This window comes from uncultured Nocardioides sp., from assembly GCF_947488025.1.
Taxonomy (GTDB): domain Bacteria; phylum Actinomycetota; class Actinomycetes; order Propionibacteriales; family Nocardioidaceae; genus Nocardioides.
On record NZ_CANKYS010000001.1, the window covers coordinates 607887 to 625295 of the forward strand.

The 17409-nt window shown below is 70.9% G+C and carries 16 protein-coding genes; all 16 read right to left on the reverse strand.

Translation table 11 applies throughout. The features are described from left to right. Positions 1–2: 2 nt before the first annotated feature. Positions 3–782: a hypothetical protein gene (locus tag Q1B24_RS02815; RefSeq protein ID WP_299922998.1), complete on the reverse strand. Its 780-nt coding sequence runs from the start codon at positions 780–782 to the stop codon at positions 3–5. After that, positions 779–1447, reverse strand: coding sequence for a hypothetical protein (locus Q1B24_RS02820; RefSeq protein WP_299923000.1), 669 nt, complete (start codon positions 1445–1447; stop codon positions 779–781). Before Q1B24_RS02820 ends, Q1B24_RS02815 begins: the two co-directional genes overlap by 4 nt. 47 nt (positions 1448–1494) lie before the next feature. Then, positions 1495–2808, reverse strand: coding sequence for an MlaD family protein (locus Q1B24_RS02825; RefSeq protein WP_299923002.1), 1314 nt, complete (start codon positions 2806–2808; stop codon positions 1495–1497). Then, entirely contained in the window at positions 2805–4247 is a 1443-nt protein-coding gene (locus Q1B24_RS02830) for an MCE family protein (protein ID WP_299923004.1), read from the reverse strand. The genes Q1B24_RS02825 and Q1B24_RS02830 overlap by 4 nt, the downstream gene beginning before the upstream one ends. Next, on the reverse strand, positions 4244–5404 hold the full coding sequence (locus tag Q1B24_RS02835) for an MCE family protein (protein ID WP_299923006.1): 1161 nt from the start codon (positions 5402–5404) through the stop codon (positions 4244–4246). The genes Q1B24_RS02830 and Q1B24_RS02835 overlap by 4 nt, the downstream gene beginning before the upstream one ends. A gap of 3 nt (positions 5405–5407) precedes the next feature. After that, on the reverse strand, positions 5408–6370 hold the full coding sequence (locus Q1B24_RS02840; RefSeq protein WP_299923008.1) for an MCE family protein: 963 nt from the start codon (positions 6368–6370) through the stop codon (positions 5408–5410). Next, positions 6367–7404, reverse strand: a complete 1038-nt coding sequence (locus tag Q1B24_RS02845; protein WP_299923010.1) for an MlaD family protein — start codon at positions 7402–7404, stop codon at positions 6367–6369. The genes Q1B24_RS02840 and Q1B24_RS02845 overlap by 4 nt, the downstream gene beginning before the upstream one ends. Beyond that, positions 7401–8675 (reverse strand): MCE family protein, encoded by a 1275-nt coding sequence (locus Q1B24_RS02850; RefSeq protein WP_299923012.1) that lies wholly within the window; start codon positions 8673–8675, stop codon positions 7401–7403. The genes Q1B24_RS02845 and Q1B24_RS02850 overlap by 4 nt, the downstream gene beginning before the upstream one ends. 7 nt (positions 8676–8682) lie before the next feature. After that, the gene (locus Q1B24_RS02855) at positions 8683–9507 is read right to left on the reverse strand and encodes an ABC transporter permease (protein ID WP_299923014.1); all 825 of its coding nucleotides are present in this window, start codon (positions 9505–9507) and stop codon (positions 8683–8685) included. A gap of 3 nt (positions 9508–9510) precedes the next feature. Continuing rightward, positions 9511–10296: an ABC transporter permease gene (locus Q1B24_RS02860; RefSeq protein ID WP_299923017.1), complete on the reverse strand. Its 786-nt coding sequence runs from the start codon at positions 10294–10296 to the stop codon at positions 9511–9513. 7 nt (positions 10297–10303) lie between these two features. Next, entirely contained in the window at positions 10304–11260 is a 957-nt protein-coding gene (locus tag Q1B24_RS02865; protein ID WP_299923019.1) for an ABC transporter ATP-binding protein, read from the reverse strand. Positions 11261–11409: 149 nt separating this feature from the next. Next, positions 11410–12285: an HDOD domain-containing protein gene (locus tag Q1B24_RS02870; protein WP_299923021.1), complete on the reverse strand. Its 876-nt coding sequence runs from the start codon at positions 12283–12285 to the stop codon at positions 11410–11412. Between the two features lie 253 nt (positions 12286–12538). Beyond that, positions 12539–12982: a PA2169 family four-helix-bundle protein gene (locus Q1B24_RS02875; protein ID WP_299923023.1), complete on the reverse strand. Its 444-nt coding sequence runs from the start codon at positions 12980–12982 to the stop codon at positions 12539–12541. Between the two features lie 112 nt (positions 12983–13094). Then, positions 13095–14075, reverse strand: a complete 981-nt coding sequence (locus tag Q1B24_RS02880) for an electron transfer flavoprotein subunit alpha/FixB family protein (protein ID WP_299923025.1) — start codon at positions 14073–14075, stop codon at positions 13095–13097. Beyond that, on the reverse strand, positions 14072–14842 hold the full coding sequence (locus tag Q1B24_RS02885; RefSeq protein WP_299923027.1) for a hypothetical protein: 771 nt from the start codon (positions 14840–14842) through the stop codon (positions 14072–14074). The genes Q1B24_RS02880 and Q1B24_RS02885 overlap by 4 nt, the downstream gene beginning before the upstream one ends. Continuing rightward, positions 14842–17364, reverse strand: coding sequence for an FAD-dependent oxidoreductase (locus Q1B24_RS02890; protein WP_299923029.1), 2523 nt, complete (start codon positions 17362–17364; stop codon positions 14842–14844). Before Q1B24_RS02890 ends, Q1B24_RS02885 begins: the two co-directional genes overlap by 1 nt. Between the last annotated feature and the right edge of the window lie 45 nt (positions 17365–17409).

A 17409-nucleotide genomic window follows, 5' to 3' on the forward strand; every position in this document is an offset into this window, starting at 1 on the left:
ACCTACCCCTGGGTGGGAGAGGTGGTGAGGTCGTCGACCAGCCACTCGCCGTCCACGCGCTGCATCGAGACGGTGACCTGGTCCTTGTAGACGACCGGCTCGGCGCGGAGCTTGTTGGTCGTCGGGCGGTCCACGAAGACCAGCACCTGCACCCGGTCCTCGCTCGCCCGCACGATCCCCGAGGCCACGACCGAGGCGGTGACCCGGGTCTGCGTCCGCGGCGCGTTCTCCTCCAGCACCGTGAAGAGCTTGTCGTACTCCTCGCGGTAGCCGCCCGTCATCAGCGCCTGGGCCTCGCGCTGGTCGGCCTTGAGCGACTCGTGGTCGTAGGAGAGCACGGGTACGACGGCGCGCTCCGCAGCCACCTGGGCATCGCGGACCGACGGGTCGTCGCCGGGGGCAACGCCCCGGGTCCACGTCCACGCCGTCGCGACCACGAGCCCGGCCGCGAGCACGCCCAGGCCGGCGAGGAGCCAGGTCGGGACGCCACGCGAGGCGTCGGGTCTCGTGACGGGCGCCGGGGCGCCCTCCTCGACCAGCGGCGGGCTGGCCGGGGTGTCCTCCTCGACCAGCGGCTCCACGCGCTGCGCCGGCAGTGTCTCGTCGTACGCCGCGCGGGCGACCGGGTCGAGCAGCACCTTGGCCGCCCGGTTGAGGGTGTCGAAGCGCCGGTCGCCCGGCTCGAGGTCGGCGATGCGGCCCTTCCAGGCGGCGCGGACGTCCTCCGTCGGGGCGTCGTGCGGCACGTCGAGGACGTCGTACCAGGTGGGTGCGTCGGTCACGGCGTGCTCCCCCCGCCCGCGCCGGGCTCGTCGGCCGCGCCGGGCTCGTCGGGCGAGCTCACGGGGGTGAAGTCGTCGACGAGCCACTCCCCCTCGATCATCACCAGGTCCACGGTGAAGCGGAACGGCAGCGGCTCCTGGTCGACCGCCTGCTCCTTCTCCGCCTCGCCCTGGCGGTAGCTGTCGGTGAACGCCCCCGCCACGAGCACGCGCGCCGAGTCGTCGTCGACGGAGGAGACGGCGGTGGCGAAGACGTCGGCGGTGCGGGTGATCCGACCCTGGGCGACGAGCTGCTCGGCGGTGGCCACCTGCTTGTCGAAGTCGGCCGCGAACTTCGGCGTGATGACCTCGCGGACCTGCTCGCGGTAGGCGGGCATCTGGCCGGAGTCGTCGAGCAGGTCCGGGCTGTAGGTGCCGAGCCGCTTCACGAACTGGTCGGTCAGGCTCATCACCTGCTCGCGCTCCTCCGGGTGGTCGAGACCGCCGTCGGCGGAGGTGCGTCCACCGGCGGTGAGCCAGACGAGCAGGGCCGTGCACGCCACGACGACGAGCGCGAGCGCGACAGCCACGAGGCGCCGCCGGCGCGGCGGGGGTGCAGGGTCACGGGTGGTGGACCCGGTCTCGACGGACTCGCCCGGTCGGGCGAGGTCGGTCAGCACGGACATGTTCCCTCCCTGGAGCTCTGACCCCTCCTCCAAGGGGTCTGAAAGGGTCAACGACCACCGGCGCCGGTGGTCACGCCCTCACCGAGCAGCGGCTCGAGGTAGAGCCACTTCCAGCTGTCCTCGCCGAGCGTCCGTGGCGCCGCGGCACGCGCCCCGGTGAGCCGCTGGATCTCGGCCGGGTCGGACGTCACGGCACCCGTCTCCGGGTCGTACGCGAAGTCCGCGGCCCCCCAACCGGTGGCCGCCCGCGGCGCCTGGATGTTCTGCGCGCCACGAGCGTTGGACTTCGAGGCGGGCTCGGTGCAGCCGGCGCCCTCGTTCATGGCGGCGTCGCTGCCGTCGAGCGGAGAGCGGCGGTCGGTGCCCTCGTAGCCGCCGAGACACACCTGCGGCTCCTGGGTCAGGACCATGCCGAAGTGGGCGTCGTACAGCCCGGTGCCCGGCGACCTCGACACGACCGTGTAGCCGCCCTCGACGACGTAGGGGTAGATGACCAGCAGCTGCTCGATGCCGTCGAGGTGCTTGACCACGACCTCGCCGGTCGTCACCAGGTTGTTGATGAGGTCGCCGAGCTCGACCTCGTTGTCCTCGAGGAAGACGCGCAGCTCGTTGGCGCCCAGCGAGCCGTCCTCGATGAGCCGGCGCAGGTCGCGGTCGTGGTCGGCCACCGTGGTGGAGAACGTCGAGAGGTCGCGGGCGAAGCGACGGAAGGCGCGCTCGGAGTCGATCTGGCCGTTCAGCACCGTGTTGCTGTCACGGATCAGGTCGACGGTGACGTCGAAGTTCTGCTCCGCCACGGTGATGAGCTCGCTGCTGCTGTCGAGGATGGTCTGGAGGTCGTCACCGGCTCCCCTGAACGCGACCCCGAGCTCGGAGGTCACGGTGCGCAGGTCGTCCTGGTCGACGCTGCGCACGGTCTCGTCGAGGTGCGTGAGCAGCGTGTCGGTCTGGATCGGTGTCGTCGTCAGGTCCCGGGCGATCTCCGACCCGTCCGCGAGGAACGGAGCGTCGTCGCTCTGCGGCTGCAGCTCGACGTACTGCTCGCCGACGGCCGACCGGTTGCCGACCAGCGCGCGGGCGTCGGCGGGGATCTCGTCGTGCTCCTCGTCGATGTCGAGCACGAGGTCGACACCGTCGTCGGTGAGGACGAGCTCGCTGACCTCTCCCACGCGCACCCCGCGGTAGGAGACCTCCGCCCCGGCGAAGGCGCCTCCGGAGTCGGCGAAGTGGGCCACCACGGTGTAGCTCTGGTCCAGGAGGAGGCGGTCGAGGCGCGCGTAACGGGCGCCCACGAAGCTGACGCCCACGAGCGTGATGAGGGCGAACACGAGCAGCTGCAGCTGGGTGCGGCGGGTGATCATCGCGTCACCATCCCGGGGACGAGGAGGCTCACCAGCGCGGGGTCGTAGCGCTCGGCGAGCTCCCCCATCGTCGGCCCCCGACCGCGGTCGGGCGGTGTTCCGGCGGCGTACGCACCGGGGCGGGGCAGGCCGGGCAGGCTGATCGTCGGCAGCGGCGGCACCGGGACTGTCGGCAGCGTCGGGTCGGGCAGCGGCACGGTGGGATCACCCGAACCGCCGCACAGCCCGGGCACGGGCGCCTGCTGGCACACCACGCTGATGACCGAGCCCGGGAGGCCGACGCACGCGGACGCGTCGCCTCGGCGCAGCCCCTCGAGGCAGTCGTTGATCGCGTCGAGGGCGTCCTGGCACAACCGGCTGGTGTCGGGGAGCGGGCCGTCCTGCGGCAACGCGCTCAGCGGGATGCACGCCTCGGTCGGCAACGTGGTCGGGATCGTCGTCGGGATCCCGGTCAGGTCGACGTCGAGGGTGATCGACAGGTTGGTGTAGTCGCCCATGTGCAGGTTGCGCGCCACCTGGGGGTCCCGCCCCACGACCTCGTCGACGAAGGGGTAGGTGAGGAAGACGTTGAAGGCGTTGGTGAAGTCGTCCCCGGACGCGGCGAGCTGGGTGAGCACCGGGTCGAGTCGCTCGAGCGAGGTGATCGTGGCGTCCTTGGACCGGGCGATGACGTCCACGGCGACCGACGACAGCTGGTCGAGGGCGGCCAGCATCTCGACGAGGTCGTCGCGCTGGCGGTCGATCGAGTCCAGCGCGCTGGGCAGCTCCTCGAGCGCGCGGTCGATGGTGGGCAGCTGCTTCTCCGCCGCGAGCGCGAGCCGGTTGAGAGACTCGATCGCGTCGACGATGTCGGCCTTGTTCTCGTCGAGCTGGCCGGTGAAGGTGCGCAGGTTGCGCAGCACGGAGCGCGCGGAGTCCTCGCGGCCCTCGAGGGCCAGGTTGAGCTCCTGGGTGATGGTCTTGAGCTGGGCGACGCCTCCTCCGTTGAGCAGCAGGCTCAGGGCGCCCAGCACCTCCTCGACCTCCGGGTTGCGACCGGCGCGCTCGATCGGGATGACGGCCCCGTCCTGGAGCCGGGACGCGATCGCCCCCTCGGCGGGCGCGCTCAGCTCGACGAACTTCTCGCCGAGCAGGCTGGTCTGGCGCAGCTCGGCCACCGCGTTGCCGGGCAGGTCGACGTCGCGCCGGACCTCGAGCGTGACGAGCGCCTGGTAGCCCTGGAGGTCGATGGCGCTGACCTTGCCGACGCTCACGTCGTTGACCTTGACGGTCGACTGGGGCACCAGGTCGAGGACGTCGGCGAACTCCACCTTCACCGTCATCGGGTCCTCCCCCACGTCGGGCCCGCCCGGGAGCGGCAGCGAGTAGACGCTGGCGTCGCACGCGGAGAGGAAGAGCGTGGCGAGCACGCCCAGCACGAGCACCTTGAGCCGCGTCATCGCTGTTCCTCCGGGTCTGCGGCGACCAGCCCGCCGAGGGAAGGGTCGAACACGTCCTGCGCGGGGAGCGGCGCCGGCGTGCGGTCCAGGGCACCGGCGCGCGGCCGGGCGAGCAGGTCGGTGATGCGGTCGCACACCTGGCCCGAGCGCTCGACCTGGCCGACGAAGCCGCACAGGAACGCGGCCGGGTCGATCTCGAGCTGGTTGATCGACTCGCCGAAGTTGGCGCGGGTGTCGAGGGTGCCGGCCTGCGGGTTGTAGGTCAGCGCGAGGTTGTTGAGGGCCCCCGGAGCCACGCGCAGGATCTCGTCGAGCGCTGCGCGCTGGCGCACCAGCACCTTGGCGACCCGGTTGATCCCGGTGATGTTGCGGCTCAGCGAGCCCTTGTTCTCCTCCACGAACTCCTTGACCGCCGTGAGGGCCACCGACAGGTTCTTCGTCGCGGCGACCAGCTCCTCCCGCTCACCCGCCAGCATCGTCGAGACGTCGGCGAGGGACTGGTTGAACTGGCGCACCGTCTGGTCGTTGTCGGCGAGGGTCTCCATGAAGCTCCCCAGCGCCTCGACCGAGCCGAACAGCTCGTCGGAGTTGCCGGCCAGCGTCGAGCTGAGGCGGGAGTAGTCCTTGACGGTCTGCCGGAAGGTCGCACCCTGACCGCCGAAGTTGTCGGCCGTGACCGACAGCAGGTCGGAGAGGGCGCCCGACTTGTTGGCGCCCCGCGGCCCGAGGGCGACGTTGAGCCGGTCGAGGCTCTCGTATATCTGGTCGAGCTCGAGCGGCTCCGCGGTGTCCTCGACGGTCAGCTCCGCACCGTCGGTGAGGACGTCACCGGTGCCGGGATAGGCGGGGGTGAGCTGGACGTAGCGGTCGCCCACCACCGACGGCGCGACGATCACCGCGCGGGCATCGGCCGGCAGCCTGACCTCGTCGTCGTACGTCATCGTCACGGTCACGTCGGTGCCGGTGGGCTCGACGCGCGTGACCGTGCCGACGGGCACGCCGAGGACACGGACGTCGCTGCCCTCGTAGACGGAGATGGCACGCGGGAAGTGGGCGACGACGGTCTTGGAGGCGTCGCCGCCGAGGACGGTGACGGCCGCCGCGACGACGAAGCCGAGCACGACGAGCGGGGCGAGGAAGCGCTTCACGAGGTCCATGGCTCAGCCCACCTGCGGGACGGGTGGGAAGTTGGAGATCCAGGTGTCGAACCACGGACCGGTGCCGAGGGTGTTGGCGAAGACGCGGTAGAACGGCGCCATCAGTCGCAGGCTGCTGTCGAGGTTGTCCTCGTTCTTGTTGAGCACCGCCACGACGTTCTCGAGGTGGGCGAGGGCCGGCTTGAGGTCCGCGCGCGACTGGTCGATGAGCCGGGTGAGCTCCTTCGAGAGGGTCGTGCTGGAGACCAGCAGGTCGTGCACGGCCTCGCGGCGGGCGACGAGGGCCCGGAACAGCACGTCGCTGTCCTCCATCAGCGCGATGATGTCCTGGTCGCGCTCGTCGAGGACCGTCGAGACCCGCTCGAGGTTGACCAGCAGCGTGTTGAGCTGCTCGTCCTTCGCCGCGATGTTGGACGAGAGCCGGCTCAGGCCGTCGAGCGCGCCCCGGAACTCCTCGGGGGTGTTGCGGGTGAGGTCGGCGAGGGTGGTGAGCGAGTCGGCGAGCTGGTCGGTGTCGATCCGGTCCGAGGTCGAGGCGAGGCCCTCGAAGGCCTCGACCACGTCGTACGGCGAAGAGGTGCGCGCCGCGGGGATCGTGGCTCCCTCGGCGAGCCGGCCGCCTCCGGCGGGCTCGAGCGCGAGGAACATCGCGCCCAGGATCGTCTTCACCTTGATCGCGGCGCGGGTGTCACCGCCGAAGTCGGCGGCGTCGTCGACCTTGAAGCTGACCCGCACCTCGTCGCCGGCGAGCGCGATCTCGTCGACCTTGCCGACCCGGACGCCGGCGATGCGGACCTCGTCGTTGACCTTGAGCCCACCGGCCTCGGTGAACATCGCGTGGTAGGTGTCCCCGCCACCGATGATCGGCAGGTCGTCGGCCCGCAGCGCGGCGACCAGCGTCAGCGCGAGGACGACGAGGCTGATGGCCCCGACGACGACGGGGTTGCGCTCGCGGAAAGGTTTCATCCGAGGTCACACCTGTCGGAGCCGGTGGAGTACTTCACCGGGATCGAGACGTCGCGGGGCAGGTTGACGCGCCCCTGGAACTCGCAGAGGTAGAAGTTGAAGAACGAGCCGTAGATCGCGGTGCGGCCGATCTTGGTGAGCTTGATCGGGAGCACCTGGATCGCACGGTCGAGCTCGGCCTTGTTCTTGTCGATGTTGCCCGCGACGGCGCGCAGCTCCTTGATGTCCTTCACGAAGGGCTCGCGGATGCCGTCGATCAGGGAGGCGGTCTCGACCGACAGGGCGGAGACCTCCTCCAGCGAGCCGAGGATCGCGTTGCGGTCCTTCTTCAGCCCGCCGACCAGCGTGCGGAACGACTGGATCAGCCGGGTGAGCTGCTGGTCGCGGTCGGCGACGTGGTCGAGCACCAGCGACAGGTTGTCGATGAGGTCGCCGATGACCTCGTCCCGGTCCGCGAGGGTGGAGGTGACCGACGCGGTGTGCGCGAGCAGTCCCTCGAGGGTCCCGCCCTCCCCCTGGAACACCTGGACGAGCTCGTACGACAGCTGGTTCACGTCGTCGGGCGAGAGCGCCTCGAAGAGCGGCTTGAAGCCGTTGAAGAGCACGGTGAGGTCGAGCGCCGGCGTGGTCCGCGACACCGGGATCGTCGAGCCGGCCGGCAGCCGCCGGGTGTCGCCCACCTCCTGCGTCAGCGAGATGTAGCGCTGCCCGACGAGGTTGCGGTAGCGGATCGCGGCGTTGGTGCCGCCGTTGACCGAGGTGTCGCGGTCGACCGAGAACGTGATCAGCGCCCGGGTGCGGTCGACGATCTCCACCTCGCTCACCGTCCCCACGCGGACACCGGCCACGCGGATGTCGTCGCCCGTGGTGACGCCGGTGGCGTCGGTGAACTCGGCGCGGTACTCGCGCGACGAACCGAAGTCGAGGTTGCCGATGGTCACGACCAGCACGGTCGTGGCGAGCGACGTGACGACGACGAAGACCAGCAGCTTGACCAGGTCGATCGAGGTCCTGGCGTCCAGGATGCGGCTCATCGCAGCGACACCTCCGCCCCGCGCGCCATCGGCCCGACCAGGAGGACACCGAGGTCGGGTACGTCGTCGCCGCTGACGCCGAGCCCGGGCGCGAGCAGCGCCTTGAGCAGCGCCGTCTCGTCGCGCCCGCCCGCGAAGCCGGCAGCGGTGCCGGACCAGCCGGGACCGACCCGGCTGGTGCCCTTGCCGGTGGGCTCGTCGATCCCGTCGACGAAGTCGGGCTGGGAGGTCAGCGGGTTGCTCTGGGACCACGGTGGGGAGGGAAGCGTCCCGCAGTGGTAGCCGCGCTTGTCGCCGTAGACGGGAGCGTCCTGCGGGCCGTAGCCGCGCGGCTGGTTGGGCAGCGTCTCCAGCACGATGTGGAGGGTGAAGCCGCGGAACGCCTCGGCCTGGAGCTTGCCGGCGCCGACGATGCCGCCGAGCAGGCACGGGTAGCCCGGGGCGTAGCGCGCGAACACCTCGAGCTGCGCCGCGCCGAGGTCGGCGAGGCGCACCAGGTTGTCGCCGTTGGCACGGGTGAAGCGCTCGGTGACGGCCGCGAACCTGGACACGTCGTTGAACAGCGCCTTCAGCCTGTCCTCGCGGTCCTCGAGCGTCGACGTGGTGGTGATGGTGTTGCGCAGGATGGTGGCGACCTCCGGCAGCACGTCGGCGTAGGTGTCGGAGACCCGCGCGGTGAGCCGCAGGTCCTCGACGAGGGCCGGGAGCTCGGGGTTGAACCGGGTCAGGTAGGCGTCCAACGTCTCCAGCGTCTCGCCGAGCTGCTCCCCGCGCCCCTCGAGGGCGGTGGCCACGGCGTTCAGGGTGGTGTTGAGGTCCGCGGGCTGCACCGCGCGCAGGAGGGGGTAGAGGTCGCTGAGCACCTCCTCGACCTCGATCGAGAGATCGGTGCGCTGGATGACGTCCCCGTCGGCGATCGGCTGCGCCGACGAACCACCGTCGGGGACGACCAGCGAGACGAACTTCTCGCCGAAGAGGGTCTTCGGCAGGATCGAGGCGGTCACGTCGCGCGGGATGTCGGTGGTGCGGTCCTGGTAGAGGCCGAGCGTGATGTCGGCGCCCTCGACCGTCGGCTCGTAGTCGAGCACCTCGCCCACGATGACGCCCTTGATCTTGACGTCGGCGCGCTGCGGCAGCTGGAGCCCGATCTTCGAGGCCTTCACGGTGACCTCGTCGTAGTCGCTGAACTTCTGGGTGAACACGCCGTACGTCGCCCACCCCGCGGCGAGCATCAGCACGAGGAACAGCACACCCAGGGCCTTCGTCCTCATCACCCGCTCACCCCGCCAGCCGCACGGTGGTGGCCGCGCCCCAGATGGCCATGGACAGGAGCAGGTCGAGCACGTTGATCGCGACGATGCTGGTGCGGACGGCGCGGCCCACGGCGACGCCCACGCCGGCGGGTCCACCGGAGGCGTTGTAGCCGTGGTAGCAGTGGATGAGGATCACGGTCACGGCGAAGACGAGCACCTTGCCGAAGGACCACAGCACGTCGCCCGGAGGCAGGAACGCGTTGAAGTAGTGGTCGTAGGTGCCGGGTGACTGGCCGTAGAACTGGGTCACCACGAGCCGGCTCGCGAAGTACGACGAGAGCAGCCCGACGACGTACAGCGGGATGATGGCGATCAGGCCGCCGACCACCCGGGTGGCGACGAGGAACGGCATCGACGGGATGGCCATCACCTCGAGGGCGTCGACCTCCTCCGAGATCCGCATGGCCCCCAGCTGCGCGGTGAAGCCGCAGCCGACCGTCGCGGCGAGCGCGATGCCGGCGACCAGCGGCGCGATCTCGCGGGTGTTGAAGTAGGCGGAGACGAAGCCCGAGAAGGCCGCGGTGCCGAGCTGGTTGAGCGCGGCGTACCCCGAGAGCCCGACCTGGGCGCCGGTGAAGAAGGTCATGCCGATGATCACGCCGACCGTGCCGCCGATGACGGCGAGCGCACCCGAGCCGAGGGTGACCTCGGCGAGGATCCGCATGATCTCGCGGGGGTAGCGGGTCACCGAGCGGGGAACGGCCCTGAGCACCGCGAGGTGGAAGGCCAGCTGGCCACCCAGGCCGTCGAGGGAGGCGAGCGGCTTGGCGTAGACGTCTCGTAGTGGCATCGCTCATCCGCCCTTCGGGGGCACGACCTGCAGGTAGATCATGCTGAGGACGAAGTTGGCCACGAAGAGCAGCAGGAAGGTGATGACGACGGACTCGTTGACGGCGTCGCCGACGCCCTTCGGTCCGCCCTTGGCGTTCATGCCCTTGTAGGAGGCGACGACCGCCGCGATCAGGCCGAAGACGAGCGCCTTGATCAACCCGATCCACAGGTCGGGCAGCTGGGCGAGCGCGGTGAAGCTGGCGAGGTACGCACCGGGCGTGCCGTCCTGGAGGATCACGTTGAAGACGTAGCCGCCGCTGACCCCGACGACGCTGACCATGCCGTTGAGGAAGAACGCGACGAGCATGCACGCCAGCACGCGGGGGACGACGAGGCGCTGGATCGGGTCGATGCCCAGCACCATCATCGCGTCGAGCTCCTCCCGGATCTTGCGCGCACCGAGGTCGGCGGCGATCGCCGAGCCACCCGCACCGGCGATCAGCAGCGCCGTGCCGATGGGGGCCGCCTGCTGGATCACCGCGAGGACCGACGCCGAGCCGGTGAACGACTGGGCGCCGAACTGCTTGATCAGGCCGCCGACCTGGAGCGCGATGACGGCACCGAACGGGATCGCGACCAGGGCGGTCGGCACGATGGTGACCGACGCGATGAACCACGCCTGCTGGATGAACTCGCGCACCTGGAAGGGTCGCCGGAACAGCCCGCGGAAGACGTCGAGGGCGAAGGCGAAGAGGTTGCCGGCCACCCCGATGGGCGCGAGCGCGCGCGAGGACATGGACGTGGTCATGGACTCGTCAGGCTCCCGGTGCCAGGCCGGCGTTGCTGGACTCGAAGGAGCCGGGCGGCGGGGTGACGCCGTGCTCGCGGCACCACTCCCCCGCCGGGCGCTGGCTGCGGCGCGGGATGCCGTTGGACGGGTCGAGCTGCAGCGGGATGGGGGGCAGCGGAGGCAGCTCCTGGCCGGCCTCGGCGGCGAGCTCGTCGGCGTCCTTCTCCTCCGACATGCCGATCGGGCCGACCCGCTGCGCGTTGAGGAACTGGCGTACGACCGGCTCCTCCGAGCTCAGCAGCTGCTCGCGCGGCCCGAACATCGCGAGGTGCCGGTGGTAGAGCAGCCCGATGTTGTCGGGCACGGTGCGCGCGGTGTTGATGTCGTGGGTGACGATCAGGAAGGTGGCGTCGATCTGGGCGTTGAGGTCGACGATCAGCTGGTTGAGGAAGGCCGTACGCACCGGGTCGAGGCCGGAGTCGGGCTCGTCGAACAGCACGATCTCGGGATCGAGGACGAGCGCCCGGGCCAGGCCGGCACGCTTGCGCATGCCGCCTGAGATCTCCCCGGGCAGCTTGTCCTCGGCGCCGAGGAGGCCGACGAGGTCCATCTTCTCCATCACGACGTCGCGCACCTCGGACTCGGACTTCCTGGTGTGCTCGCGCAGCGGGAAGGCGACGTTGTCGTAGAGGTTCATCGAGCCGAACATCGCGCCGTCCTGGAACAGCACGCCGAACAGCTTGCGGATCTCGTAGAGCTCCCGCTCCGGGCAGCTCGCGATGTCGGTGCCCTCGATGATGATCGAGCCCTTGTCGGGCTTGAGGAGGCCGATGAGCGTCTTGAGGAACACCGACTTGCCGGTGCCCGACGGCCCGAGCATCACGCAGATCTCGCCGGCCGGCACGGTGAGCGTGACGTCGCCCCAAATGAGCTGCTTGCCGAAGGACTTCGTGAGGTCGTTGACCTGGATCTCGACACCCATGTGCACCCTCCTGCCGTCTCGTCCCTGGCCCTGGGCGGGCTCCCGTCCCGTGCTGCTACTGGGTGGACAACGCGGGAGGTCGCGAGAGGTTACGGGCGCGATGAGACGGCCGTCACTGCGGCTGGGAGGCGCGGGCAGCAGGGGGCGGCTCAGCCGCCGTAGCGGTCGGCCACCTCGCCGAACCGCTCGCTCGACCTCGCCACGATCTCGCGGTAGTCGGCGTCGTCGAGCTGCAGGATCCTCATCAGGGGCGCGACCTCACGGCGTCGGGCCTCCTGGCTCTCCTGCTCCTCCGGGTCCGCGTCCCGGGTGGTGATCTCGAACGACATCGCGCAGGCCAGCGCCACTGCCGCACTCACGGCGGACAGGTCCTCGTGCGCCTCGTGGTGGTCCCGGATGCCGTCGACGATCGTCAACGGGAGTCCCCACGCCTCGGCCACCGCGCCGCCGATGTCGGCGTGGGTGAGCCCGAAGACCACCCGCTCGGTCTCGAGCAGGCCCAGGCCGTCGGTGGCGGCGGCCAGGGCCAACGTCTCGAGGACCTGCTTCCCGAAGTGCCGGGCCAGCACGATCTTGCCGAAGTCGTGCAGCAGCGCGGCGGTCCCTGCCTCCGCCGGGACCGGAACACGCGCGCGGGAGCGGATCACCTCGGCCGCGATCGACGCGGCCACCGAGCGCTCCCAGAGCGCGCCCGGCTGGAGGCCGTACGCCGGCAGCGCCTGCAGCATCCTGCCGCCGACACGCGAAGCCAGGGTCAGCGACAGCAGCGTGCTGGTACCGAGCCGCACCGCGGCGTCACGCACCGACGTGACGTTCGCGCGGTGGCCGAGTGCGGCCGAGTTGGCCAGGCGCAGCACGTCCGCGGTCAGCGAGACGTCGAGGGACACCACGTCGCTGATCTCGCGGATGTCGGAGTCCGGGTCCGCAACCAGCGTGGCCAGTCGGGCGACGGTGTGGGGCAGGGGTTCGACGGACTCGGCGGCGGCCAGCAGGTCCGCCGGGTCCACGAGCGGTGCGGTGGTCACGTCCGGGTGATCGGCACGCCGGGGCGAGACCTGAGGGAGACGGGGGCGGCAGATCGCTCGGCGGGTCACAGATCCGCAACGACCGGACTTCTCAGGATGCACGGGGTGAATCCCTCAACGGTCCCTCAGAGGCGCTTGGTGTAGTCCTCTCCGGCGGTGGTCCGATGGAACCCCCGAAACGTCGGGCCACCGTCCCCCCGCGTGGTGGCGCCACGCCCGACGTCGTCATGTGCAACGACGCCGGGCGAAGCGACTAGCTCGCCTGCTGGAGCGCCTTGACCTCGTCGCGGGCAGCGACCACAGCAGCCTGCTGGCGTACGACGACCTCGCGGAACCCGGCGCTGAGGTCCTTCTTCAGGGCGTCCTCGTACTCGGAGACCGCGTGGTCCTCACCGGTCAGGGCCGCCTTGAGCACGGCCTCGGGGTCGTCGCCGGTGAGGGCATCCTTCACCGCGATCCAGCCGCGGTGCACCGCCGCGGCGACAGTGCCGCTCTCGTCGACGTCGTCACCGTAGTCGTGACCCATGTCGACGATCTCGCGCCAGAATCCGGCACGCTGGTCGGAGAAGCGCTGCAGGGTCGTGGCCCATTCGGGGTGCTTGCCGTCGCGGAGCTTCTCGGCCGCGTCGGCGAAGCCCCGCTCGCCGTCCTTCAGCGTCTCGACGAGTTCCTGGGCCGCCTTGGCGTCATCAGACATCTCTGCTCCTTCGTGGGATGGAAGTCCCACCGTTGCGGACTCCTCGCGTCCACGAATCACCCGTGGGGATGCGACGGCTCCGCAGGCGCCACCACTGGGCCCGCGCCCCTGACTAGCCGCGGCGGCGTCGGATCTCGGCGTTGATCGCCGGGACGACCTCGTGCAGGTCGCCGATCACCGCGTGGGTCGCCCGGGTGACCATCGGGGCGTCCGGGTCGGTGTTGATGGCGAGGATGGTCTTGGCGCTGCTGCACCCCGCCCAGTGCTGGATGGCACCGCTGATGCCGCACGGGATGTAGAGGTCGGGCGAGATCCGGCTGCCCGTCTGGCCGACCTGCTCGTGGTGCGGTCGCCACCCGAGCGAGGTCACGACCCGCGAGACCCCGAGCGAGCCGCCGAGCAGCTCGGTGAGCTCGAGGATGTCGTCGAACCCCTCGGCCGACCCGGCGCCGCGCCCGGCGCCGACGACGACGCGGGCCGACTTCAGGGTGCCCGAGAGGTCGGGCTCCGGCTCCTCGGTCGAGACGACCCGGGCCAGCAGGTCGGCGTGGGCCACGTCGGGGGTCTCCACGACCAGCTCACCGGCACCCGCGGTGGCGGCGGGCGTGGCCTCCACCGCGTGGCCGGCCAGGGTGAAGATGGCCGGCCGCTGGGCCAGGCTCATCTCCTCGAGCGCGGCGCCGCCGACGACCTGGCGGGTCACGGTGAAGGGCGACAGGCTGCTGAACGACACGACGTTGGCGGCCATCGGCAGCCCCGACCGGGCCGCGACGTGGGCCAGGACCTCGTTGCCGCGCGCGGTGCCGGCGGCGGTAACCACGACCGAGCCGGCCCGCTCCCGCACCTCGAGCAGGCCTGCCGCCCATGCGGCCCCGGAGAAGGAGTCGTACGCCGGGCCGGTGAGGGCGTGGACGCGACGTGCGCCGTACGACGCCAGGGTGCCGACGAGCGCGTCGCCGGCGTGGCCGACGACCACCGCGTCGACGGGCACCCCTCCCCCGGCAGCGGCGAGGTCGCGCGCGAAGGTCATCGCCTCGCGCGAGGTCTCCACGACCTCGCCCGCCGGCGTCACCTCGACCAGGACGACGATCATCGCGCGAGCACCCCCAGCTCCTCGAAGAGGTCGACGACCGCGGGTGCGCTCGCCGGCCCCTCACCCAGCACCTGCACGGTCGACGGCGACGGCGACGGCAGCACCAGCCGGACGCGGGACGGTCCGACCGGGTCGGTGGTGGGCCGGCGCTCCTCGATCGGCGCCTTCTTGGCCTTCATCCGCCCCGGGACGCTCGGGTAGCGGGGGTCGACGCCGCCCTCGAGGACCGTGACCACGGCCGGCAGGGGGAGCCGGAAGGTCTCGTGCCCGTCGGGCCCGGAGCCGCTCGCGGTCACCACGCCGTCGGTCACCGAGACGGTGCTGACGCCGTTGACGACGGGCCAGCCGAGCTCGTAGGCGAGGCGGATGCCGACCTGGAAGTCACCGGTGTCGGCCGCGTCGTTGCCGAGCAGCACCAGCTCGTGCGGCGTGCCTGCCGCCTCGTGGTCGCGGACGACCGCGGCGATCTCACGGGCGACGTCGGCCGGGCCGAACGCCTGCGGGTCGGCCACCACGTGGGTGGCTGCGGCACAGCCGACGGCGAGCGCCGCGCGGAGCTGCTCCACGGCGTCGCCGTCGCCGAGCGTCATGACCGTCGCCGCACCATCGTCGGCGGCGATGCGGACCGCGAGCTCGACCGCGCACTCCTCGTGGGCGCTCGTCGTGAAGCCGGCGTACCGCCCGTCGACGCCCTGGGCGTCCTCGGTGAGGACGACCTCGCTCGTCGCGTCGACGACGCGCTTCACGCACACGAGCGGGTGGACCATCACCTGATCCGCTCGTTCGAGGGGTCGAGGAGCGGGGTGGCGTCGACGGACCCGACGGTCACCGGGTAGAGCTCCTCCATGTAGGACACGGCGAGCTCGTTGCCGACCACCGCCTCCTCGGGAGGCAGGTAGGCGAGCAGCACGTGCTTGCCCAGCGACGGCGCGGACCCCGCGCTGGTGACGTACGGGTGGTGACCGTGCCCGTCGGTGAGCGTGCCGCCGTCGCGGGTCAGGATCGGCTCACCGCCGAGCATGTAGCGCTTCGTGCCGGCAGCGGACGTGTGGTCGTCGACGGTGAGCGTGCAGAGAACCGATGCCGGGTCCTCGGCGCGCTGTGCCAGGTAGGCCTCCTTGCCGACGAAGTCGGCCGCCTTGACCTTGGGACGCTGCATCCCGGCCTCGACGATGGTCCGCTCGGAGTCGAGCTCGGCGCCGTAGGCCCGGTAGCCCTTCTCGATGCGACCCGTCGTGCCGTAGACGCCTATCCCAGCCGGGACCGCTCCGTGCGGCGCGCCCGCCTCGAGGAGTGCGTCCCACAGCCCGGCGGCGTGCTCCATCGGGACGTAGAGCTCCCAGCCCAGCTCGCCGACGTAGGAGATGCGGGAGGCCAGGACGGACGTGTCGGCGAGCTCGACCTCCCGGCAGGTGAGGAAGCCGAACCCGGCGTCGGAGACGTCGTCGGACGTCAGCGAGGAGACGATGTCGCGTGCCCGCGGCCCCCAGATGCCGATGGTGGACACGTCGTCGGTGAGGTCGGTCAGGGTCGTGGATCCGGTGTCGGGCAGGTGGCTCGTGAACCAGGCCCGGTCGGCCATGCCGTGCGCGCCGCCGGTGACGACCCGGTAGTGCTCGTCGCCCAGCCGCATCACCGTGAGGTCGGAGCGGAAGCCGCCCTTCGCGTCCAGGACCGGGGTGTAGACAACCTTGCCGACCGGGACGTCGCACTGCGCGACGCAGGTCGTCTGCACCACGTCGAGCGCCTCGGGTCCCTCGATGTCGAAGACGCAGAAGGCGGACAGGTCGATGACGGCAGCGGCCTCGCGCATGCGGAGGTGCTCGGCGTTGATGATCGGGCTCCACCACCGGGCGTCCCACTCGTGCTCGCGCGGCATCACGGCGTCGCCGTACTGCTCGAGCAGCGCGGCGTTCGACTCGTACCAGAAGGGTCGCTCCCAGCCGGCGGTCTCGAAGAAGACGGCGCCGAGCTTGGTCTGCGAGTCGTGCATCGGGGAGAGTCGCTGATCGCGGTCGGACTCGTACTGCTCGGCGGGGTGGACGATGCCGTAGGTCTTGATGAACGACTCGGTGGTGCGCAGCCGGGTGTGCTCGCGGCGCTTCTGGTGCTGGTGGAAGCGAGCGATGTCGCTGTGGTGCAGGTCGATCTCCGAGTGGCCGTGGGTCATCCACTCCGCGACGGCACGCCCGACACCAGGACCCTCCTTGATCCACACCGCGGCGGCGGTCCAGAGCCCGGCGACCTCGCTCTCGCCCAGGATCGGGTTGCCGTCGCAGGTGAGCGAGAGCAGACCGTTGATGGCGTAGCGCATCTCCGCCCCCTCGGCCCCGAGCAGCTCGGGCATCAGCTCGTAGGCCTGCTCGAGCTGCGGGTCGAAGTCGTCAGAGGTGAACGGCATCTCGGTCGGCGACAGCTTGGCCTGCTCGATCGAGGGGATGTCCTCGGGCTCGTGCAGGATCGCGCGGTGGGCGTAGGAGCCGACCTCCATGTCGGCGCCGTGCTGGCGCTCGTAGCAGAAGGTGTCCATGTCGCGGATGATCGGGAAGGAGATCTCGCCCTCCTTCTCCGCCAGCTGCGGACACGGACCGACGCTGATCATCTGATGCACCGCCGGGGTGAGCGGGATGCTCACCCCGGCCATGTCACCGAGCTTGGGGCTCCACACGCCCGCCGCGATGACGACGGTGTCGGTCTCGATGTCGCCGCCGGTGGTGCGCACGCGGGTGATCCGTCGCCCGCGCGGGCCGTCCTGGGTGTCGAGTCCGACGACCTCGACCGTGGGCACCACCGTCAGCTCGCCGGTCGCGAGCGCCCGCTCACGCATGATGGTGCCGGCGCGCAGCGAGTCGACCACGCCCACTCCGGGCGTCCAGAACGCGCCGATGAACTGGTCCTCCTCGATGAAGGGCACCTTCTCCTTCACGAAGGCCGGGCTGACGAGCTCGGCCTCGATCCCCCAGGCCTTCGCGCTGGACATGCGGCGCCGCAGCTCCTCCATCCGCTCCTCGGTGCGGGCGATCTCGAAGCCGCCGGACTGCGTGAAGACACCCATCTCCCGGTACTGCGCGACCGAGTCGAGCGTCAGGTCGGTGATCTCGCGGGAGTGGTCGACGGTGAAGATGAAGTTGGACGCGTGGCCCGTCGACCCACCGGGGTTGGGCAACGCCCCCTTGTCGATCTGCACCACGTCCGTCCACCCGAGCCGGGTGAGGTGGTGCACGAGGCTGTTGCCGACGATGCCGGCTCCGATCACGACGACGCCGGCGGTCGCGGGGACATCTGCCATGGCTGGCTCCTGGTGCGGGAGGACTCACGATGTGTTGCGCATCGC